Below are 20,549 nucleotides of genomic sequence, written 5' to 3'. Positions count from 1 at the left end.
GCATTCCGTTTCCTTTGGAGGAGCCGCATGTTCGCGCATCGCAGACTCACCGGAAAACAGGGCCGCCCGGCATGGCGCCGCGCCGTCGCCCTCGGCGCCGGAGCCGTACTCGCGTGGACCGGGGGGACCGTCGCACTCGCCCCCCTCGCCCACGCAGGGACCATCACCCCGACCGTCCACTGCACCCTGCCCGCCGGTCAGGGCGAGGCGACCGGGCCGCAGGAGTTCAGCATCGAGCTGACGCCCGATGTCGTCGACCCGGGTGGCAAGGTCCACGCGAAGGTGACGCTCGGCCCGTCGCCCGCCACCAGCGGACTCAGCCTCAACGACGTGCCCACCACCCCGAGCGTCGACCTCGCCATGTCCGGCGGCGCCACCGGCACGGTCACCGTCACCGGGCCCGAGGTCTCCCTCGACGTCCCGTCCGGGCAGCCGATCGAGATCCCGCCGTACGAAGGGGACTTCCTCGTCCCCGCCACCGCGAGCGGCCCGATCACCTTCACCCCGCTGCGCAACGTGACCCGCACGAAGGTGCTCGGCTCCACCTACACGACGACCTGCGAGGTCACCGCGGGCGGCGGCTCCATCGGCACCGTGACCGCGGAGGGCAGCGCCGGCCAGCCGGCCACCCTCGTCGCCCCCACCGCACCGGCCCGGCCGTCCACGTCGGTCGCCCTGTCGGGCAGCCGCTGGACCGTGGGTGCCACCCCTGTGCCGTCGCTCTGCGCGACGGACGGCGGCGGCTGCGACGCCGGGAAGTTCGCGAGCAGTTCCCTCGCGATCAACGGCTCCGGACAGCTGACCGGCAGCGCCGTGCTCGCCGCGGCCGGCACGGTGCCGGACGGCTCGTACCTCGTGAAGGTCGGCGACGGTACGAAGGAGGCGACCGCACCCCTGACGGTCCAGGCCTTCGTCCCCGATGGGCCCCGCGCGATCGCCCTGTCCCGCGGCAGCGGACCGGTCGGCAGCGTCGTCACCGTCAGCGGCAGCGACTACTACCAGGACCGGTGGATCAACACCGTCGGCCTCGACGCGACCGGAACGACGCTCGACGACACGGCCGTCTACGTGAAGAGCCGCCCCGACGGCACGTTCGCGGTGGACTTCACCGTCTCGGACCCGGCGATCGCCTCGATCCAGGTCGACGAGGGCAACGATCCGGCCACCGTACTGACCACGCCGTTCACCGTGACCGAGGCCACCGCGACGCTCTCCGCAGGCGCGGCCAAGGTCAAGCCGGGCGGCACGATCAGCGTGTCCGGTAGCGGATGGCCCTCGGGCGTCACCCCCGCCGCCGCCCTGTGCGCCGCCGACGGCAGCGGCTGCGCCACGGCCGGGATCAGCGGCTCCACCCTGAGGATCACCGCCGACGGCACACTCACCGGTACGGTCACCGCCGCCGGATCCACCGCCCGCGGTGTCTACGCCCTCCAGGTCACCGCCGGCAGCGCGCAGGCCCTCACCCAGCTGACCGTCGCCCCGACCTTCGTCGTCCTCACCCCGGCCGCCGGACCGAAGGGCACCGCGGTCACCGTTCTCGGACAGGGCTTCGCGAAGGTGGCGACCGTGTCGATCGTCGGGCTGCGGGCGAACGGCTCGCAGACCTCCGACCCGGTGCGCACCAAGGTGGTCGGCCTCGACGGGGCGTTCTCGCAGACCTTCACCGTCAACGCGGCCGACACCGTCGCCCTCAGGGTTCGCGAGGTCCTCGTCAACCCGCGCACCGAGACGGCCGCCTTCACCGTCCAGGACGGCACCGTCCCCGTCGGGGCCTCCTTCGCGCTCTCGCCGCCCGAAGGGCCGCCCGGCACGGTCGTCCAGGTGACCGGCCGGGGCTTCGCACCCGTCGCCACGGTCTCCGTCACCGGACGCACCGCTGACGGCAGGCAGACCGCCGATTCCTACGTCACCCGGATCATCGGACTCGACGGCACCTTCGCGCTCAACTTCACCGTCCGGGACCCGGCGACGAAGGCGATCAGGGCCTGCGAGGTACTCGTGAACGGAAAAACTGTCCAGCAATTGTTCACAGTGAGTTAACGCCGGTTCACCTCTGGTGTACGGAGCGTCGCGAGGGAGTCGGCCGACATGGACGCGCGTAGATGTGCGTCGGTCGGCCGGCGCCCCGCTGACCGGCGCTTATGTCTTTCGGGCACAACCGCGTTTCCGTGAGCGCCCGGATTCTGGACGAGGTCTTCCGCTGAGCGGACTGGCTCGCTACTGTCCCAAAAATGTGAACGCCCCGTGGCAACGCCGCCGCGGAGCGCAGCCGGTGCCTGGCCAGGCCGGCGGCCTCTCCGTGCGTCGCCGCTGGGACCGGTGACGCACAGTCCGTGGGAACAGCCGCCGCCGCTCACCAAAGAGGGAGAGGGCGTCGTGACCGCGGAGACCTCCCAGACGCTCGACCGAGGACTGCGCGTCCTCAAACTGCTCGCCGACACCGATCACGGCCTGACGGTCACCGAGTTGTCCAACAAACTCGGCGTCAACCGCACCGTGGTCTACCGTCTGCTCGCCACCCTGGAACAACACACCCTGATCCGAAGAGACTTGGGCGGCCGGGCGAGAGTCGGCCTGGGCGTGCTGCGGCTGGGCCGCCAGGTGCATCCGCTCGTACGGGAGGCCGCGCTGCCCGCGCTGCGTTCCCTGGCCGAGGACATCGGGGCCACGGCCCACCTCACGCTGGTCGACGGCTCGGACGCGCTTGCGGTCGCGGTCGTCGAACCGACCTGGACGGACTACCACGTGGCCTACCGGGCCGGCTTCCGCCACCCCCTCGACCGGGGCGCCGCGGGCCGGGCGATCCTCGCCGCACGGCAGAAGCCGGTGGGCGAGACGGCCTTCACCCTCACCCACGGAGAGCTCGAAGCGGGGGCCAGCGGGGCCGCGGCCGCACTGATGGGGGTGACGGGGGTCGAGGGCAGCGTCGGTGTGGTGATGCTCGCGGACGCCGTCCCGGAGCGGGTGGGGCCCCGGGTGGTGGACGCCGCACGCGAGGTCGCGGACGCACTTCGCTAGCGCGGGGCCCTTGGGCGGGCGGCAGCGGGGGCCTGGTCCTTGCCCCGGTCCGGGGCGGAGGGTTTCGTCCTCAATCTCCCCCATAGCCTCAAGGGCATGGGGGGACCCCCTCGACGGGCTTGTTTGTGCGGGTTGCCCGCGGGGTGGCGCGGTCCCTCGTGGTGGGGGTCCGGTCCCCCTCCGGGGCGTCTCCTCGGACGACGAACGTTCCGCGGGTACGTGAAGCGGGCCCGGGTGTCTGTTCGTCGTCCTGCGGGGGCTCCCCTGCACGGCCCCGGACCCGGCCGCCTCGCGTCTGCGGCAGCAGTACCGCCGACGTGCACACGCGGGCGGGACCGGGTGGGGCCGTGCAGGGGAGTCCCCGCAGGAAATGGCGTACGACCCGGGTCCCCCGCGTCACCGGGTGCACACGCCATTTCCGAGGAGACACCCCGGAGGGGCCCCACCCCCACCCACCGGACGTGGCGCACCCCCGCGGGGCAAGCCGCACCCCAGCCCGTCCGGCGATCGAGGACGGAACCCCCCGCCCCGGACCGGGCACACCTCGCGGAGCCACCCGAGCTCCACCGGGGCCGGCCGGTTAGATTGGGCGGGTGTTCACACGTCGCTCGCGCCCCCGCACCCTCGCCCTGTGTGCCCTCCCGGTCCTCGCCCTCTTCGGCGTCGCCGCCTTCGCGCCGCTGCCGTTCACGCTGGCGCAGCCGGGTACGACGGCGAATGTGCTCGGCGACGACCACGGCACCCCCGTGATCAGCATCGAGGGCACTCCCACCCGGCCCACCAAGGGCCAGCTGCGGATGACGACGATCGTGGCCACCGGGCCCGAAGCCGATGTCGGGATCGGTGACGTGGTCGACAGCTGGTTCCGTACGGACCGGGCGGTCATGCCGCGCGACTCCGTCTACCCGTCCGGCGGCTCCGAGAAGGAGATCGAGAAGCACAACCTCGACGACATGGCGAAGTCGCAGGACTCCGCGGTCGACGCCGCTCTGAACTACCTCGGCAAGAAGCCGGGCTCGGTCGACGTGACCCTCCACCTCGCCGACGTGGGCGGCCCCAGTGCCGGCCTGTTCTTCGCGCTCGGCATCGTCGACAAACTCGACGGCGACGGCTCAGGCGGCGATCTCACCGGCGGCCGCACCATCGCCGGTACGGGCACCATCCAGACGGACGGTGAGGTCGGCGCGGTCGGTGGTGTCTCGCTCAAGACGCAGGCGGCCCGGCGGGACGGGGCGACCGTCTTCCTCGTACCGAAGGCCGAGTGCAAGGAGGCGAAGTCCGAACTGCCGAAGGGGCTTCGGCTGATTCCGGTCACGACTCTGAAGGGTGCGGTGTCCTCGCTGAGGGCGCTGGATCACGGGGGGAAGATCCCGAGCTGCTGACCGGGTCCGCAGCAGGGCCGCCCGGATCGCTTCCGGCTACGCCGGTCGCGGTGCGCGCGGCGTCATGACGGTCGGTTGCGGGAGGACGCGCAGACCCACTTCGACCATGGTCCAGCCCAGCCGGGTCCGCAGGTCCTTGCGCGGGGCGCGGCGGCGGGCGAGGCGGAAGTCGTGTGCCTGGCCGCGCAGTTCGGTGGAGCGGATGCGGTGCAGCTCAAGGTGCGTCTCGGGATGCATGGCGTGGTGGTCCCTTCAGTCGGTCGGGCGCGGGAAGACGTGCAGATGGGTGCGGACGACGGCGGATCCCTCGGTGCCCTCGGGGACGCGGCCGCGGTAGCTGTTGATCAGTTCGTGGATCTTCTCGGAGAGCTCCTGGGAGAGCTCCGGGGTGAGCCGCACCTTGAAGTCGCTCAGGTTCGAGGCCGCGTACCACTCCTGGGGCCACTCGTGCATCGTGCCGAGCCAGGTGTTCAGCTCCTGCGTGTGCGTCGACGCGACCTCGTGGAGTACGACACCCATGGCGCCGCGCACCTCGGGGTCGGGATCGTGCAGGAACTCGGGGTCGAAGGAGGCGCCGGCGTGCACGGCCCGCCACCAGCGCTCGCGTCCCTTGCCGCGCGTCGGGTCGTCCTCGACGAAGCCGTACGTGGCGAGCTGTCGCAGGTGGTAGCTGGTGGCGCCGCTGGACTCGCCGAGCCGCTCGGCGAGACCGGAGGCGGTGGCGGGCCCGAACTCCCGCAGGGCGTTGAGCAGCCTGATGCGCAAGGGGTGGGCGAGTCCGCGCAGGGTGCGGGCGTCGATGCTGAGGACCTTGGGGTCCGCTGCGGTTCCGGCCCTGTCTTCGGGCTCCGTCGTTGGCATGCCTCAACCATAGAGTTACAAAGAGAGCTTTGCAACGGGTCTTTGCAACATTCTCTTTGTAACTCTGGGCAACCCCCGTGCCCCCGGAACCGGCTCTCCCGTCACCCCGCCTTGATGAACCCCTCCTCGATCAGCCACTCCTTCGCCACCTCGTGCGGGTCCTCCCCGTCGACGTCCACCTTGGCGTTCAGCACCTGTGCGACCTCCGTGGTCAGCCGTGCGCTGAGCGGGTCCAACAGTTCGGCGATCACCGGGTACTTGTCGAAGGTCGCGGTGTGGATGACGGGCGCCGCGTTGTAGTTGGGGAAGAAGTGCTTGTTGTCCGCCAGCACGTCCAGGTCCATCGCCTTGATGCGGCCGTCCGTGGTGAACACCTCGCCCAGCAGGCAGGAGTCGGACTTCGACACCTGGGTGTAGATGATTCCCGCGTCCATCTTCTTGATGTTGCCGGCCGGGATCGACATCCCGTACGCCTTCTCCATCCCGGGCAGTCCGTCGTTGCGCGAGGCGAACTCGTTCTCCACGCAGACCGTCACCGCCGAGGGGTTCTTCTTCGACAGCGCGGCGACGTCGGAGAGCGTCTTCAGGTGGTACTTCGCGTTGTTCTTCTTGCTGATGGCGAGTGCGTAGGTGTTGTTCAGGGTGGACTGCGGCAGCCACGTCACCCCGTTCTTCCGGTCCGCGTCGCGCACCGCCTTCCACTGATCCAGCGGGTCGGTGATGGGCTTGGAGTGGCCCAGATACGTGATCCAGCCGGTGCCCGTGTACTCGTACATCGCGTCGGCGTCGCCCTGGATGATCGCCTCGCGGGCGCTGATGGAGCCGGGCAGGTTCGTCCGGTCCAGCACCTCGGCCCCGGCGGCCTTGAAGATCAGACCGATCATCTGGCCCAGGATGATGTTCTCGCTGAAGTTCTTCGAGGTGACGGTCAGCGAGGCGCCGTCCAGCGGGTGCCTGAGCCCGGCCGACCCCGGCACCACGTCGTCCACCATCGGGGAGCCGCTCTTCAGCCCGCATCCCGCCAGCGCGAGGGCCAGAGCGGCCACGCCCGCCAGGACCGTACGCACGCGTCGCGTCCTCACTGCCCCACCTCCAGTCCGCGCGGCGTCAGCGCCACCTCGACCAGCGAGGCCAGCCAGTCCACCAGCAGCGCCAGCACCACCGTCAGGACGGAACCGAGCACCAGCACCGGCATGCGCTGCGTCTGGATGCCGGAGGTGATCAGGTCACCGAGGCCGCCGCCCCCGCCGAACGTCGCCAGGGTCGCCGTACCCACGTTGAGCACCAGCGCGGTCCGTACTCCGGCCAGGATCAGTGGGACGGCGAGCGGGAGTTCGACCTTCCGGAGCGTCCCCATGGCCGACATGCCGATCCCGCGCGAGGCCTCCACCAGCGTCGGCTCGATCGCCTTCAGCCCGGCCACCGTGTTGGAGAGCACCGGCAGCACCGCGTAGATCACCATGCCGGTGATCGCCGTCGACGGGCCGATGCCCAGCCAGATCACCAGCAGCGCCAGCAGACCGATCGCCGGGGTCGCCTGCCCGATGTTGGCGATCGCGGTGACCAGCGGTGCGGCCTTGCTCAGACCGCGCCGGGTCAGTGCGATGCCCAGCGGAATGGCGATGATCAGCACCCAGAACGTCGAGATGGCCGTCAGCCGGACGTGCTGCCACCACCGCAGCTGGACCGTGTCGCCCGCCAGGGAGTTCTCCGCGATCGAGTCGAGGTCGACGTTGGTGATCCATACGTACGTGATGACCAGCACCACCGCGAGCGCCGCGGGGACGACCACCAGCTTGCGCCAGGTGAGGCGGCGCGGGGGCCCGGCCGGTGGCGGGGCCGGTTCCTCCTCCTCGTCATGGAAGGCGAGCCCCTTGACGTCGTGCTCGCCCGGCGGGCGGTCCCGGTCGGACGCGGGGGCCTTCCTGGGGGAGTGGGGGCCGGACGGGGAGTCGCTGCTCATGCGCCCGCGCCCCCCTCCAGCTCCTGGACGGTCTGGTGGGTGCGCAGCTCCTCCAGGTCGTGCTGGTGCTCGATGGCGGTGAGCCGGTCGGCCTCCAGGAGCTCGTGCACGGAGTTCATCAGGGTGTGCATGTCCACGACGCCGATGAACTCCCCGCGCCGCCCGGTCACCGCGACCCGCCCGCCGCTGTCGGTCAGCACCGCCTCCAGCGCGTCGTGCAGCGTGGCGTCCCTGGTCACCGTGTCGTGCACCAACTGCCCGGCCCGCGCCAGCGAACCGCGGGCCCGCATCAGGTCGCCGCGCCGCAGCCACTTGTACGGGCGGTTCCTGCGGTCCAGCATCAGCAGCTCGTTGTGCGGCCCGCTGCGCAGCTTGTTGAAGATCGACTGGAGCGGGTCGTCGACCGTCACCGTCGGGAACTCGGCGATCTCCACCTCCCGGACCCGGGTGAGGTTGAGCCGCTTCAGTGCCGCACCGGCCCCGACGAACCCGGAGACGAAGTCGTCCGTCGGGTTGGTGAGGATGGCCTCCGGGGTGTCGAACTGGGCGATGTGGGAGTGCTCGCGCAGCACCGCGATCCGGTCGCCCAGCTTGATCGCCTCGTCGAAGTCGTGCGTGACGAAGACGATCGTCTTGTGGAGCTCGTGCTGGAGCCGGATCAGTTCGTCCTGGAGGTGGTCGCGGGTGATCGGGTCGACCGCGCCGAACGGTTCGTCCATCAGCAGCACCGGCGGATCCGCGGCCAGTGCCCGTGCCACGCCCACGCGTTGCTGCTGACCGCCGGAGAGCCCGCGCGGATAGCGGTCGTGGAACTCGCGCGGGTCAAGACCGACCAGGTCGAGCATCTCCTCGACCCGGTCCTTCACCTTCGACTTCGACCAGCCCACCATCTTCGGTACCAGGGCGATGTTCTCGGCGACCGTCATGTGCGGGAACAGCCCGGACGACTGGATCGCGTAACCGATCTTCCGGCGCAGTTTCACCGGGTCGATGTCGGTGACGTCCTCGTCGCCGATCCTGATCCGTCCGGAGGACGGCTCGATCAGCCGGTTGATCATCTTCAGGGTCGTCGACTTCCCGCAGCCGGACGGGCCCACGAAGATGACGGTCTCGCCGGCCTTGATGTCCATCGACACGTTGTCCACGGCCGGGCTCGGGTTCCCCGGATAGTGCTTGGTCAGGTCCTCCAGCTGGATGGTGGCGCCGGAGGTGGCGTTGACGGCCGGCTTCGGTTCGGCCTCGGCCGCGGTCTCAGACACGGATCCCCCTCGGGATGGTGAGCCGCCCCAGCAGGACGTAGGCGGCGTCGAAGAGCAGGGCGAGGACGACGATGCCGAGCGTGCCCGCGAGTACCGAATTGATCGCGTTGGCACTGCCCAGCGAGGCGATACCGCGGAAGATCTCGTTGCCGAGACCGGGCCCGGAGGCGTACGCGGCGATGGCGGCGATCCCCATCAGCATCTGGGTGGAGACCCGGATGCCGGTGAGGATCGGCGGCCAGGCGAGCGGCAGTTCCACCTTGCAGAGCCGGCTGATCCGCGACATCCCGATGCCCTTCGCCGCGTCCACGAGCGAGGGATCCACGCCGCGCAGCCCGACGATGGCGTTACGGACGATGGGCAGCAGCCCGTACAGCGTCAGGGTGATCACCGTCGGCGCCACCCCGAGCCCGACCAGCGGGATCAGCAGACCGATCGCGGCGAGGGACGGAATGGTCAGGACGGTCGCCGTCGAGGTGATCGCCACCGAGGAACCCCAGCCGCTGCGATAGCTGACCACCCCGATCAGGACGCCGAGCACGGTCGCGATGACCATGCACTGAAAGACGGCGCTGACGTGCTGGAACGCGTCGGTGAGCAACTGCTGGTGCCGATTCCCCAGGTACTCCCAGAAGCTCACACGTCACTCCTCGGCTCAGTCGGTGTCCTGCGCCGCCTGCTCGACGAGCGGGATGATGCGCAGGGGTACGGGGTTCTCCATGACGATGGCCGTGGAGGCCCGGACAATGCCATCAAATCCGACAACCCGGTCGATCACCCGCTGGAGATCGGCGTTCGAACGGGCCACCAGCCGGCAGAACATGTCGCCCTGTCCGGTGGTGGTGTGCAGCTCCAACACCTCCGGTACGCCGCCCAAGTGGGCCCGCACGTCGGCGCCTTGGCCCTGCTTGATCTCCAGTGTTGCGAAGGCGGTGACGGGATAGCCGAGGGCGGCCGGGTCGACGTCCGGACCGAAGCCGCGGATGACGCCATTCGACTGAAGGCGGTCGAGGCGCGCCTGCACCGTCCCGCGCGCCACGCCGAGCCGGCGCGAGGCCTCCAGGACGCCGATCCGGGGCTCACGTGCCAGCAGCACGATGAGCCGCCCGTCCAGATGATCGATCGCCACGGCCGGCCTCCGGGGGGTCACTGTGATGGTCATCATGTACAGATAGCCCGCCCATCATCGCGAAGTGCTGGGCAGATTGACCAGCGAATTCACGAACTGTTGCGCACCTTGCGAAGCGGCGGGACCCTTCGGACATGACTGAGACGATGCACAGCACCCCCGACACCGCCCGGCAGGCCGATCCCTTCCCGGTCAAGGGAATGGACGCCGTCGTCTTCGCCGTCGGCAACGCCAAGCAGGCCGCGCACTACTACTCGACGGCCTTCGGCATGAAGCTGGTCGCCTACTCCGGACCGGAGAACGGCAGCCGCGAGACCGCCAGTTACGTCCTCACCAACGGCTCCGCCCGCTTCGTGTTCACCTCCGTCATCAAGGCGTCCACGGACCACGGCCGCTTCCTCGCCGACCACGTGGCCGAGCACGGCGACGGCGTCGTCGACCTGGCCATCGAGGTCCCCGACGCCCGGGCCGCGTATGCCTACGCCGTCGAGCACGGCGCCCTCGGCCTCGCCGAGCCGCACGAGGTGAAGGACGAGCACGGCACCGTCGTCCTGGCCGCCATCGCCACGTACGGCAAGACCCGCCACACCCTCGTCGAGCGCAGCGGCTACGACGGCCCCTACCTCCCCGGCTTCGCCGCCGCCGCCCCGATCGTCGAGCCGCCGGCCAAGCGCACCTTCCAGGCCGTCGACCACTGCGTCGGCAACGTCGAGCTCGGCCGGATGAACGAGTGGGTCGGCTTCTACAACAAGGTCATGGGCTTCACCAACATGAAGGAGTTCGTGGGCGACGACATCGCCACCGAGTACTCCGCGCTCATGTCCAAGGTCGTCGCCGACGGCACGCTCAAGGTCAAGTTCCCGATCAACGAGCCGGCCGTCGCCAAGAAGAAGTCCCAGATCGACGAGTACCTGGAGTTCTACGGCGGCGCGGGCGTCCAGCACATCGCGCTCGCCACCAACGACATCGTCGCCTCCGTGCAGGCGATGCGCGCGGCCGGCGTCCAGTTCCTCGACACCCCGGACTCGTACTACGACACCCTGGGCGAGTGGGCGGGCGAGACCCGGGTGCCGGTCGAGACCCTGCGCGAGCTGAAGATCCTCGTCGACCGCGACGAGGACGGCTACCTGCTGCAGATCTTCACCAAGCCGGTCCAGGACCGGCCGACGGTCTTCTTCGAGATGATCGAGCGCCACGGCTCGATGGGCTTCGGAAAGGGCAACTTCAAGGCCCTGTTCGAGGCGATCGAGCGCGAGCAGGAGAAGCGCGGCAACCTCTGATCCGTCGTTGATCCACAGCGGAGGAGCACCGCGACGGGCGGGCCGGACATCCGGCCCGCCCGTCGCGGCACGTGCCGGCTCCCCGCGTCAGCGGCCCGCCGGTGACTGCGCGGCCGACGGCTTCGCCGGAGTGTGTGCGGCACCGCCCGCGCCCCCGGCAGCGGCCTTCGGCGCGCCCGGCTTGGCCTTCTTCCCCGGCGGGCCCGCCGCCGGTGCCGGAGCGGCCTCGCCGGGAGCCTGAGCGGGCTCCCCGGGGGGCGCCGCGGGTTCCACCGGACCGGACTCCGGCTCGGCAGCCGGCGACGGCTCCTGCGACGGCTCCGGGGCCGGCGGCGCAGCCGGCTGCATGTCCTGCGGACCGCCCGCCAGGGGCAGCCCCAGCGTGTCCAGCGCCTCCTGGGCCCGGGGCGCGTCCAGCGGCGAGAACTGCGGGTTGGTGCGCAGGGCCTCCTCCAGATGGCGGCGGGCCGGCCCGAAGTCCTTCAACGCCCGCTGGACCATGCCCAGGTGATACGCGTACGAGGCGTTCTGACCCCCCGAGTCGACCGCCCGCTCCGCGTACTCCAGCGCCGAGTCCGGATCGCCCGAGCGGTGCAGCGCCCAGCCCAGCGCATCGGCCACCGCCGCGCTGTGGTGGCCGCGGCCCCACTCCGCCCGCAGCAGCTCCACCGCCTCGGCCGCGTCGCCGTGGGCGGCCTCGAACCGGCCCAGGAGCAGGGAGTCGTCCACGCCCCGCGCCTTCGTCCGGGCCAGCGCCCTGCGCAGCTGCGTGTACTGGTTCACCGAATCGCCGTCCAGGCCGAGCGACTCGTACAGCTCGCCCAGCTCCAGCATGTAGGCCGGGCGCGGCGACTTCGTCAGCGCCGCCTGGTAGTCGCGCTGGGCCTCGTCGGTGCGCCCGAGGGCCGCCAGTGCGCGCGCCCGGCCGGCGAGGGCCGGGTGATGGGCGGGATCGGTGCGCAGAGCGGCCCCGTACTGGGCCACCGCCTCCTCCGGCTCACCCCGCTCCCAGGCCAGCTCGCCCAGCCGGGACAGGCAGGCGGCCTTCTCGGCGGGCGTCTTCGCCCGGTTCGCGGCGTCCTGCGCGGTGGCCAGCGCGTCTTCCCGCCAGCCCCGGTCCCGGTACATCTGCGCCGTCAGCCCCAGCGACGGGACACCGGACCGCAGTGCGGCGTACTTCTCCACGGCCTTGGTCGCCGACGTGTAGTCACCGAGGCCGTTGTACGCGTCGACCAGCTCCGGGTACACGGTCCACTGCTTGGGCTGCCGGGACCGTACCGTCTCGCCCCACTTCTTCGCCGTCACGTAGTCGTGCCGGGCGTTGGCGAGCGAGGCGAGACCCACCCAGGCCGCCTCGTTCCCGCGCTCTCCCGGCTGCACGTCCAGGGACCGCTTCAGCGCCTGCTCGGCCCGGGCGTAGTACGCCGCGTCCGAGGCCCGCTGCCCCCATTCCACGTACGCCGACCCGAGCACCGCCCACGACTGCGCGTCCGAAGGATGCGTCCCCACCCACTTCTGCCGGTCCCCGATGAGCGCCGTCAGATCGGAGAGCGAGGCGGGGGAGCCCGCGGCCGTCGCGCTCATCGCCCGCGAGACCGGCCCCGGCAGGGGCGGCGCCGCGTCCTGGTCGTCGTCGGGCACCGCGACCACCGCCCCCGTCACCAGCACCGCCCCCGCCACGACGCCGAACGCGGCCCTGCGCAGGGTCGTGCGCAGGGAGGCGGGCGGCGGCTCGGCCAGGGACGCGAGGTCGGGCGGGGACTCGTAGGGCGCGGTGGAGGGAGTCTCGAGGTCGTGGTCCGGCCCGTGGGCCGTCGGGGTCTGCTGTGGCGTGACGTCCATGCCGATCACTCTGCGTCAGTACGAAGATCACACCGCGCCTTGCGAAGGCTGCCGCAGACGGGTTCACACCAATGGGCCCGGGTGCCAGTCTTGGATCATGGACGATCTTCTCGAACTACTGCGTGCGGGTCTGCCGGCCGAGGCCCTGATCACCGATCCCGACATCACCGCCGCCTACGCCAACGACATGGCGAGCTTCTGCGACGCGGGGACCCCAGCCGTCGTCACGCTCCCCCGCACCGTCGAGCAGGTCCAGCACATCATGCGCACCGCCACCGCGCTGCGCGTCCCGGTCGTCCCCCAGGGCGCCCGCACGGGCCTGTCCGGCGCGGCCAACGCCTCGGACGGCTGCATCGTGCTCTCCCTGGTGAAGATGGACCGGATCCTGGAGATCAGCCCCGTCGACCGCATCGCCGTCGTCGAGCCGGGCGTCATCAACGCAGTCCTCTCCCGGGCGGTCAACGAACACGGGCTGTACTACCCGCCGGACCCCTCCAGCTGGGAGATGTGCACCATCGGCGGCAACATCGGCACCGCGTCCGGCGGCCTGTGCTGCGTGAAGTACGGGGTCACCGCCGAATACGTCCTGGGCCTCGAAGTCGTCCTCGCGGACGGACGCCTGCTCACCACCGGCCGCCGCACCGCCAAGGGCGTCGCCGGATACGACCTCACCCGGCTCTTCGTCGGCTCCGAGGGCAGCCTCGGCATCGTCGTCAAGGCCGTGCTCGCGCTCAAGCCGCAGCCGCCGCAGCAGCTCGTCCTGGCCGCCGAGTTCCCCAGCGCGGCGAGCGCGTGCGACGCCGTCTGCCGGATCATGGAGCGCGGCCACACTCCGTCACTCCTCGAACTGATGGACCGTACAACAGTCCGTGCGGTCAACAAGATGGCGAACATGGGGCTCCCCGACACCACCGAGGCACTCCTGCTCGCCGCCTTCGACACCCCGGACCCCTCCGCCGACCTCGCAGCCGTCGCCGGACTCTGCACCGCCGCCGGAGCCACCGAAGTCGTCCCCGCCGAGGACGCCGCCGAGTCCGAAATGCTGCTCCAGGCCCGGCGGATGTCGCTCACCGCGCTGGAGACCGTCAAGTCGGCGACCATGATCGACGACGTCTGCGTACCGCGCTCCCAGCTCGGCGCCATGCTCGAAGGCACGGCTGCCGTCGCCGAGAAGTACGACCTCACCATCGGCGTCTGCGCACACGCGGGCGACGGCAACACCCACCCCGTCGTCTGCTTCGACCACACCGACGCCGACGAGTCCCGGCGGGCGCGCGAGTCCTTCGACGAGATCATGGCGCTCGGCCTCGAACTCGGCGGCACCATCACCGGCGAACACGGCGTGGGCGTACTCAAGAAGGAGTGGCTCGCCCGGGAACTCGGCGAGGTGAGCGTGGAACTGCACCGGGGTATCAAACAGGCCTTCGACCCGCTGGGCCTCCTCAACCCGGGCAAGGTCTTCTGACGCCCCCGGACAGGCCCTCGCCCTCTCAACTCTCCCCGTCCTGCGACTCGTCCGACGGCCACGGGTCGCTCATCCACAGGTCGTCGGCCGGCAGCGGCGCGAGCAGCTCGGCCAGCGCCTCGTCGATGCCGAGCCGCCCGGACTCCGTACCCGGCGGAACGACGCCCAGAGTCCGTTCCACCCAGGTGGCCACCGCGGCCGACGGCACCTCCAGCAGGGCGTTGCCGTCGGGCGAGGTCAGTGCCACGCAGATGACGCTGCGCCCGTCGACCTTGGTGGGCCAGATCCGCACGTCCCCGTGCCCGCACGGCCGGAACACCCCCTCGACCAGCAGATCGCGGGCGAACGTCCAGTGAACGGGGGCGTCCGAACCGATGTGGAAGGTGATGTGCACGGCGTAGGGATCCTCGGTGCGATACGTCAGCCGGGCGGGCACGGGAATGCTGCGCTCGGGCGACAGGACCAGCTTGAGCTCCAGCTCTCGTTCCACGACGGTGTTCATGAGGTGCGTCCTTTCGATGCCTGTGGGCCGGTCGCACGACCGCCCGCACAGGGAGAGAGCGCCCTCCCCGCCATCCATTACGCGACTTCGGGAAAGATATTTCGGAGGGACCGGAAAGTGGCCCAAACACCAGGACCGGCCCGGTGGCGGGCGGGCGTCTGATAGATGTGGACCCTTGTATTGGGACCGACCGGCAATTGGGGGGTGGGCGACGCCGCCCCCGACCGCCGGCCGGTCCAAGGCCTCGAAGAGATACGGGACCACGGTGATGAGCGCCCCAACCCCGGCACCCGGTGACGACAGCCCCCGCGAGGGGTACTACCCCGACCCGTCCATTCCCGGATACGTCCGGTACTGGAACGGCGCTTCGTGGGTGCCCGGCACCAGCCGGCCCGCCCCGCAGCAGGGCGAGCCCCTGCCCACGGCACCCGCCGGGGAGGAGGCCGCGCCGTACGCCGCCGCGCCCGGAACCGCCGCGGTGGACGAGACCGGCCCGGTCTTCTTCGACGAGGGGCCGTACGAGGGGAACCGCCCCGAACCCGCCACCGCCTGGCAGGCCGACGCCTCCCGGCAGACCGGCTTCGGCGGCGAACGCGACCGGCGGGTCTCCTGGGGCGGCGCGCCCGCACCCGCACCCCAGGACGGGCCGGCGGAGGCCGGTCCGCGGACGCCCGCGGGCGGTACGCCGGACGCCGGCGCCCCCGGCGGTGCCGGACCTGCGGGCCGGGCCCCCGCCGACCCGCGCCGTCCCGCACCCGCGGACCCCACCCGCGGCGCACTGCCGGGCATGCGCGACGGCAGCGGCCAGCCCCCCGAGAACACCGTCGCCATCCGGGTCGACCGTCCGGGCCGCTCCGCCCGCTCCGGCGGCGGAACCGGTGACGCGTCGCGCCCTCCCGCCGACGGCACCGTCACGATCCGCGCCGTGGGACCGGGCGGCAGGGCGCCGGGCCCCCGTGATGCGCAGCAGCCGCCCGAGGACGGCACGCTGACGATCCGTGCGATCACCCCGGGCACCGCACCGGCCGCGCCCGCCGCCCCGCAGCCCGCCGCGCAGGCCCCCGCGCCCGCCCCGGCCCCCGCGGCGCTCAACAGCCCGCTCACGCCCGGCCCCGGCGGCGGCTCCACCTCCTGGGCGCAGCAGGCGCATCAGCTGGCCCGGCCCGAACAGAACGCCCGGCCGCAGCCGCAGGCGCCCGCACAGCAACAACGGCCCGCGTTCCCGCAGCAGTCCCAGCAGGCACCGCAGCCCGACCAGCCCGTCGTGCCCTGGAAGCCCCCGGTCGACGACCACTTCCAGCAGCTCGCCGCGGCCCGGACGGCGGCCCGCCCGGCGGCGCTCGGCAAGCGGTTCGCCGCCCGGCTCATCGACACGGTCGTGCTCGGCGCGTTCGTCGGCGCTGCCGCCGTGCCGCTCGCGGCCCGGGCGACGGACCACGTCAACGAGAAGATCGACGCGGCCAAGCTGTCCGGCGAGACCGTCACCGTCTGGCTGCTGGACTCCACCACGGCCTCGCTGGCCGGTACGGTTCTCGGCCTCTTCCTGGTGCTGGGCGTCCTCCTGGAAGTGCTGCCGACCGCGAAGTGGGGTCGTACGCTCGGCAAGAAGCTCTGCGGACTCGACGTACGGGACATCGAGTCCCACGACGCGCCCGGCTTCGGTGCCGCCCTGCGCCGCTGGCTGGTCTACGGGGTGCTGGGCCTGCTGGCCATCGGCGTGGTCAATGTGCTCTGGTGCCTGATCGACCGGCCGTGGCGCCAGTGCTGGCACGACAAGGCGGCCCGCACCTTCGTCGCGGGCTGAGGTGGCGTACCGAAGCGGACCGGGGAGCGACCCGTACGGCTGACGGCCCTTCGGGTGAGGGCCGTCGGACGGAATCCGTTCCCCCGAACGCACCTGAGCCGTTGCGGGCGCCCGTGGGGCGAGGTGCACTGCCCGCATGAGCAACGATCAGCCGACGTCCGGTCAGCCGCCCGAGGACGACCCGTTCTCCAAGAAGCCGCACGGGTCCCAGCCGCCGCCGTCATCGGGCTCGCCCTACGGCAGCGCGCCGCCGCCCCCACCGCCTTACGACCCCGGTCCGTACGGCGGCGGCCAGTACGGCGGAACGGATCCGCTGGCCGGCATGCCACCGCTCGCCGAGCCCGGCAAGCGGATCCTGGCCCGGCTGATCGACTTCCTGATCATCTCGATCCCGCTGTACCTGATCTCGCTGCCCTGGGGCGGCGCGGTCGAGATGTCGGACAACAACGACGACGACAACGTCAGTGACGTCTTCGCCCAGACCTACAGCGGGCATCAGTTGCTCTGGTCGCTGATCGCCCTGGTGGCCTACGTCGCGTACGACACGTACTTCACGCACAAGGACGGCCGCACCCTGGGCAAGCGGCTGCTGAAGCTGCGCGTCGCGATGCTGAACGACGGCAGGGTGCCGGACACCGGCAGTGCGTTCCTGCGGGCCGTGGTGCTGTGGGTGCCGGCGCTGCTGTGCTGCCCGTGCCTGTGGTGGCTGATCAACATCGTGCTGATGTTCACGGACAAGCCGTACAAGCAGGGTCTCCAGGACAAGGCGCCCAAGACGGTGGTGGTGGTCACCAACTGACAGATCGCCGGGAGGGCGTCGGCACCCTCCCGGCGGCGACGGTCAGCGCCGCAGCGAGTGCTCGCCCACCCGCTCCGATGCGGCGCGTGCGGCCGGGATCCTGCTCTGTACGGGGCCGGGGGTGCGGCCCTCGGGTTCGGCGGCGGCGGGGACGGTGTCACGGTGTGCGGACACCGTGGCACCCGTCCTCGCCGCTTTCGCCGTGTTCGGGCGTGCCGGCCGGGGAACGGTGACGGCCACCAGCAGACCGAGCGCGAGCGCGGCCGTACCGATGACGGCGATGCCGATGCCCGATTCGGTCCGGGACAGCAGCAGCATGGCGAGGGTCGAGAAGACGACGGTCACCGAACCGTAGGAGAGCTGTGCAGCAGTGGGACGCGGCATGGCGGTATCCGTCCTCGGGACGTCGGATGGGCGGTCTCTCGACACGGTCTCGCTGTCGAGTGACTCTACGACGGTGGATGCCCGAGCGGAACGGGTGGTAAGCGTCACCTAACCCACGGTACCGTTGCACAGGGGGCGCACGGAGTCATCTCGCGCGCCGATGGGGCGCGTTGGCGCGCCGGTCGGGGGTGGATCGATCGTCCGGATAACGGAAATGCGCTCCTGCATAGTGCACTTGGTATGTTCAAGTCAAGGTCTGTCTTTTCTTCTGTAACTCCGGTCAAATGTCGTCACTTGTGGCGCGTTTCCGCGCGCGGCCCCTTCACACCTCCGAGGCCGCAGCCGCGGGCGCCGGGGAGGACTGCATCACGTGATCATTAAAAGACGGGCGCTTCGCACCGGGGCGGTTGTCGTGGCCATGGCCGCGACCGCCGCCACCGCATCCGCCTTCGCCACCGCTCAGGCAGATGACCAGGCGTCAGGCACTGCCGCCTCCGCCATAGACCGCCGGGACCCGGGGTCGGCCAAGGGCAACGCACACGATCTGGACGGCCCGTTCAGCAAGCAGCAGGACGCCCAGCGTCAGGCCGCTCTGGAACAGGTCATATCCGGCGACAAGACGGTGTCGACGCGCGGCGGTTCCAAGGTCGTCAAGCTCGATGACAAGAAGTACGTCGAGCTCGGCCGGGAGAAGACCGACAAGATCTTCACCGTCCTGGTGGAGTTCGGCGACCAGGTCGACAACACGACCATGTTCGACCCGGACGGCGACGGCCCCAAGCCCGCCGTCCCGAAGTACGGCGGCACGCCGGGACCGGCGCACAACAAGATAGCCAAGCCGGACCCCGCGAAGGACAACAGCACCGCCTGGCAGGCCGATTACAACCAGGCCCACTTCCAGGACCTGTACTTCGGCGAGGGCGCCGGCAAGAACTCGCTCAAGACGTACTACGAGAAGACGTCCTCCGGGCGCTACTCGGTCGAGGGCGAGGTCTCCGACTGGGTCAAGGTCCCGTACAACGAGGCCCGCTACGGCTCGAACTACTGCGGTTCGAGCAACTGCGCCAACGCCTGGGACATGATCAAGGACGGCGTGAACGCCTGGGCCGCCGACCAGAAGGCCAAGGGCCGTACGCCCGAGCAGATCAAGGCCGATCTCTCCCAGTACGACCAGTGGGACCGTTACGACTTCGACAACGACGGCAACTTCAACGAGCCCGACGGCTACATCGATCACTTCCAGATCGTGCACGCCGGCGAGGACGAGTCCGCGGGCGGCGGCGCCGAGGGCAAGAACGCCATCTGGGCGCACCGCTGGTACGCCTACGGCACCAACGCCGGCGCGACCGGCCCGGGCGAGAACAAGGCCGGCGGCACGCAGATCGGTGACACCGGCATCTGGGTCGGCGACTACACCGCACAGCCCGAGAACGGCGGCCTGGGCGTCTTCGCCCACGAGTACGGCCACGACCTCGGTCTGCCGGACCTGTACGACACGACCAACACCGCCGAGAACTCGGTCGGTTTCTGGTCGCTGATGTCGGCCGGTTCCTGGCTCGGCACCGGTAAGAACAGCATCGGTGACCTGCCCGGCGACATGACCGCCTGGGACAAGTTCCAGCTGGGCTGGCTGGACTACGACGTGGCCAAGGCCGCGACGAAGTCCACCCACAAGCTGGGTGTGTCCGAGTACAACACCAAGAACAAGCAGGCACTCGTCGTCGAGCTGCCCGACAAGGCCGTCACCACCGCCGTCACGACGCCCGCCGAGGGCGCCAAGCAGTGGTGGAGCGACATGGGTGACAACCTCAACAACACCCTGTCCCGCTCGGTCGACCTGACCGGCAAGTCCAAGGCGTCCCTGGACCTTTCGGGCTGGTGGGACATCGAGGCCGACTACGACTACCTCTACACCGAGGTCTCGGACAACGGCGGCACCAGCTGGACCGCGCTCGACGGCACCGCCGACGGCAAGGCCATCCCGCGCGACGCCAGTGACAAGCCGGCCCTGACCGACGTCTCCGGCAAGTACCAGAAGCTCTCGTACTCGCTGGACGGCTACGCCGGCAAGAAGATCGACATCCGCTTCCGTTACACCACGGACGGCGGCGCGGGCGGCGTCGGCTTCGCGGCCGACATCATCGCGGTCAACGCCGACGGTGCCGCGCTCTTCACGGACAACGCCGAGGGCGACGACAACGGCTGGACCGCCAAGGGCTTCTCCCGGGTGGGCTCGTCCTTCACCAAGGACTACCCGCAGCGCTACATCGCGGAGAACCGCCAGTACGTCTCGTACGACCAGACCCTCAAGGTCGGCCCGTACAACTTCGGGTTCTCCAAGACCCGTCCGGACTGGGTCGAGCACTACCCGTACCAGAACGGCCTGCTCATCTGGCTGTGGGACAGCTCGCAGAAGGACAACAACGTCTCGACCCACCCGGGTCACGGCCTGATCCTGCCGATCGACGCGCACGCCAAGCCGCTGACGTGGGCGGACGGCACGGTCATCCGCAACAAGATCCAGCCGTTCGACGCCCCGTTCAGCTGGTACCCCACCGACGGCTTCACGCTCCACAACGGTGACGTGGCCAAGAAGATCAAGCCGCAGCTCGGCGTTCCGGTCTTCGACGACCACAAGGGCACCTACTGGTACGAGGAGAACGAGACCGGCAGCGTGCAGGTAACTGACACCAACACCCGGATCTCGATCATCAACGAGCCGCTCAGCGGCTCCACGGTGACCGTCCGCGTGGGTCCCTCGCACAAGTAATCCGGTAAAACAGCAGGTCAAAGCATGATCGGCCGTCGCCCTCTAGCGGGCGGCGGCCGATCGTGTTTAGGTGCCTCTTGTTCGGATTCTT

Annotated in this window: 18 protein-coding genes; 8 read left to right on the top strand and 10 right to left on the bottom strand. The window is 70.5% G+C overall.

Translation table 11 applies throughout. The annotated features are described in order from the left end of the window. Positions 1–27 precede the first annotated feature (27 nt). From SH922_RS14645 to SH922_RS14635, 3 genes are all read left to right on the top strand, one after another. On the top strand, positions 28–2,040 hold the full coding sequence (locus SH922_RS14645; RefSeq protein WP_393058398.1) for a hypothetical protein: 2,013 nt from the start codon (positions 28–30) through the stop codon (positions 2,038–2,040). A 336-nt stretch (positions 2,041–2,376) separates the two neighbouring features. Continuing rightward, positions 2,377–3,018 carry an IclR family transcriptional regulator gene (locus SH922_RS14640; RefSeq protein WP_266779352.1) on the top strand — a complete coding sequence of 214 codons (642 nt, stop codon included), beginning with the start codon at positions 2,377–2,379 and terminating at the stop codon, positions 3,016–3,018. A 593-nt stretch (positions 3,019–3,611) separates the two neighbouring features. After that, entirely contained in the window at positions 3,612–4,400 is a 789-nt protein-coding gene (locus SH922_RS14635) for a PDZ domain-containing protein (RefSeq protein WP_393058397.1), read from the top strand. A gap of 36 nt (positions 4,401–4,436) precedes the next feature. Here SH922_RS14635 and SH922_RS14630 read toward each other — a convergent pair whose 3' ends face one another. The 7 genes from SH922_RS14630 to SH922_RS14600 all read right to left on the bottom strand — a co-directional run bounded on the left by SH922_RS14630 (position 4,437) and on the right by SH922_RS14600 (position 9,612). Beyond that, on the bottom strand, positions 4,437–4,637 hold the full coding sequence (locus SH922_RS14630) for a hypothetical protein (protein WP_393058396.1): 201 nt from the start codon (positions 4,635–4,637) through the stop codon (positions 4,437–4,439). A gap of 15 nt (positions 4,638–4,652) precedes the next feature. Further along, positions 4,653–5,261, bottom strand: a complete 609-nt coding sequence (locus tag SH922_RS14625) for an ArsR/SmtB family transcription factor (protein ID WP_393058395.1) — start codon at positions 5,259–5,261, stop codon at positions 4,653–4,655. Between the two features lie 101 nt (positions 5,262–5,362). Then, complete coding sequence (locus SH922_RS14620) at positions 5,363–6,328, bottom strand: glycine betaine ABC transporter substrate-binding protein (protein ID WP_393058394.1); 966 nt, start codon at positions 6,326–6,328, stop codon at positions 5,363–5,365. Positions 6,329–6,339: 11 nt separating this feature from the next. Beyond that, positions 6,340–7,224 carry an ABC transporter permease gene (locus tag SH922_RS14615; protein WP_393058393.1) on the bottom strand — a complete coding sequence of 295 codons (885 nt, stop codon included), beginning with the start codon at positions 7,222–7,224 and terminating at the stop codon, positions 6,340–6,342. Continuing rightward, complete coding sequence (locus tag SH922_RS14610) at positions 7,221–8,483, bottom strand: ABC transporter ATP-binding protein (RefSeq protein WP_393058392.1); 1,263 nt, start codon at positions 8,481–8,483, stop codon at positions 7,221–7,223. Before SH922_RS14610 ends, SH922_RS14615 begins: the two co-directional genes overlap by 4 nt. Next, a complete protein-coding gene (locus tag SH922_RS14605; protein WP_393058391.1) occupies positions 8,476–9,123 on the bottom strand; it encodes an ABC transporter permease in 648 nt (215 codons plus the stop codon). The genes SH922_RS14610 and SH922_RS14605 overlap by 8 nt, the downstream gene beginning before the upstream one ends. A gap of 15 nt (positions 9,124–9,138) precedes the next feature. Continuing rightward, complete coding sequence (locus tag SH922_RS14600; RefSeq protein WP_250969527.1) at positions 9,139–9,612, bottom strand: Lrp/AsnC family transcriptional regulator; 474 nt, start codon at positions 9,610–9,612, stop codon at positions 9,139–9,141. Positions 9,613–9,746: 134 nt separating this feature from the next. Between SH922_RS14600 and hppD the strand changes: the two genes are divergently transcribed. After that, positions 9,747–10,892 carry a 4-hydroxyphenylpyruvate dioxygenase gene (hppD, locus tag SH922_RS14595; RefSeq protein WP_393058390.1) on the top strand — a complete coding sequence of 382 codons (1,146 nt, stop codon included), beginning with the start codon at positions 9,747–9,749 and terminating at the stop codon, positions 10,890–10,892. A gap of 87 nt (positions 10,893–10,979) precedes the next feature. Here the strand turns inward: hppD and SH922_RS14590 are convergent, their stop codons facing one another. Then, a complete protein-coding gene (locus SH922_RS14590; protein ID WP_393058389.1) occupies positions 10,980–12,734 on the bottom strand; it encodes a tetratricopeptide repeat protein in 1,755 nt (584 codons plus the stop codon). A gap of 97 nt (positions 12,735–12,831) precedes the next feature. Here SH922_RS14590 and SH922_RS14585 point away from each other — a divergent pair, with 97 nt between their 5' ends. Then, positions 12,832–14,199 (top strand): FAD-binding oxidoreductase, encoded by a 1,368-nt coding sequence (locus tag SH922_RS14585; RefSeq protein WP_393058388.1) that lies wholly within the window; start codon positions 12,832–12,834, stop codon positions 14,197–14,199. A 25-nt stretch (positions 14,200–14,224) separates the two neighbouring features. On the opposite strand, the gene SH922_RS14580 is transcribed toward SH922_RS14585, so the two are convergent. Continuing rightward, entirely contained in the window at positions 14,225–14,701 is a 477-nt protein-coding gene (locus tag SH922_RS14580; RefSeq protein WP_393058387.1) for an SsgA family sporulation/cell division regulator, read from the bottom strand. Between the two features lie 268 nt (positions 14,702–14,969). Between SH922_RS14580 and SH922_RS14575 the strand changes: the two genes are divergently transcribed. Then, positions 14,970–16,505 carry an RDD family protein gene (locus tag SH922_RS14575; RefSeq protein ID WP_393058386.1) on the top strand — a complete coding sequence of 512 codons (1,536 nt, stop codon included), beginning with the start codon at positions 14,970–14,972 and terminating at the stop codon, positions 16,503–16,505. Between the two features lie 136 nt (positions 16,506–16,641). Further along, positions 16,642–17,304, top strand: coding sequence for an RDD family protein (locus SH922_RS14570; protein ID WP_393058385.1), 663 nt, complete (start codon positions 16,642–16,644; stop codon positions 17,302–17,304). Between the two features lie 42 nt (positions 17,305–17,346). On the opposite strand, the gene SH922_RS14565 is transcribed toward SH922_RS14570, so the two are convergent. Continuing rightward, entirely contained in the window at positions 17,347–17,688 is a 342-nt protein-coding gene (locus SH922_RS14565) for a hypothetical protein (protein WP_393058384.1), read from the bottom strand. Between the two features lie 370 nt (positions 17,689–18,058). Between SH922_RS14565 and SH922_RS14560 the strand changes: the two genes are divergently transcribed. Then, the gene (locus tag SH922_RS14560) at positions 18,059–20,458 is read left to right on the top strand and encodes an immune inhibitor A domain-containing protein (RefSeq protein WP_393058383.1); all 2,400 of its coding nucleotides are present in this window, start codon (positions 18,059–18,061) and stop codon (positions 20,456–20,458) included. The last annotated feature ends 91 nt before the right edge of the window (positions 20,459–20,549 follow it).

It is taken from the genome of Streptomyces sp. LN549 (assembly GCF_043203805.1).
Lineage (GTDB): Bacteria > Actinomycetota > Actinomycetes > Streptomycetales > Streptomycetaceae > Streptomyces.
Note: the sequence above shows the minus strand (reverse complement) of the source record. Positions and strands in the feature narration are given on the sequence as shown.

What these genes read in the sequence shown, in the direction of transcription:
- SH922_RS14645 (WP_393058398.1), top strand. Translation starts at nt 28, where the DNA reads ATGTTCGCGCATCGCAGACTCACCGGAAAACAGGGCCGCCCGGCATGG.
- SH922_RS14630 (WP_393058396.1), bottom strand. Translation starts at nt 4,637, where the DNA reads ATGCATCCCGAGACGCACCTTGAGCTGCACCGCATCCGCTCCACCGAA.
- SH922_RS14625 (WP_393058395.1), bottom strand. Translation starts at nt 5,261, where the DNA reads ATGCCAACGACGGAGCCCGAAGACAGGGCCGGAACCGCAGCGGACCCC.
- SH922_RS14615 (WP_393058393.1), bottom strand. Translation starts at nt 7,224, where the DNA reads ATGAGCAGCGACTCCCCGTCCGGCCCCCACTCCCCCAGGAAGGCCCCC.
- hppD (WP_393058390.1), top strand. Translation starts at nt 9,747, where the DNA reads ATGACTGAGACGATGCACAGCACCCCCGACACCGCCCGGCAGGCCGAT.
- SH922_RS14590 (WP_393058389.1), bottom strand. Translation starts at nt 12,734, where the DNA reads ATGGACGTCACGCCACAGCAGACCCCGACGGCCCACGGGCCGGACCAC.
- SH922_RS14585 (WP_393058388.1), top strand. Translation starts at nt 12,832, where the DNA reads ATGGACGATCTTCTCGAACTACTGCGTGCGGGTCTGCCGGCCGAGGCC.
- SH922_RS14580 (WP_393058387.1), bottom strand. Translation starts at nt 14,701, where the DNA reads ATGAACACCGTCGTGGAACGAGAGCTGGAGCTCAAGCTGGTCCTGTCG.
- SH922_RS14575 (WP_393058386.1), top strand. Translation starts at nt 14,970, where the DNA reads ATGAGCGCCCCAACCCCGGCACCCGGTGACGACAGCCCCCGCGAGGGG.
- SH922_RS14570 (WP_393058385.1), top strand. Translation starts at nt 16,642, where the DNA reads ATGAGCAACGATCAGCCGACGTCCGGTCAGCCGCCCGAGGACGACCCG.
- SH922_RS14565 (WP_393058384.1), bottom strand. Translation starts at nt 17,688, where the DNA reads ATGCCGCGTCCCACTGCTGCACAGCTCTCCTACGGTTCGGTGACCGTC.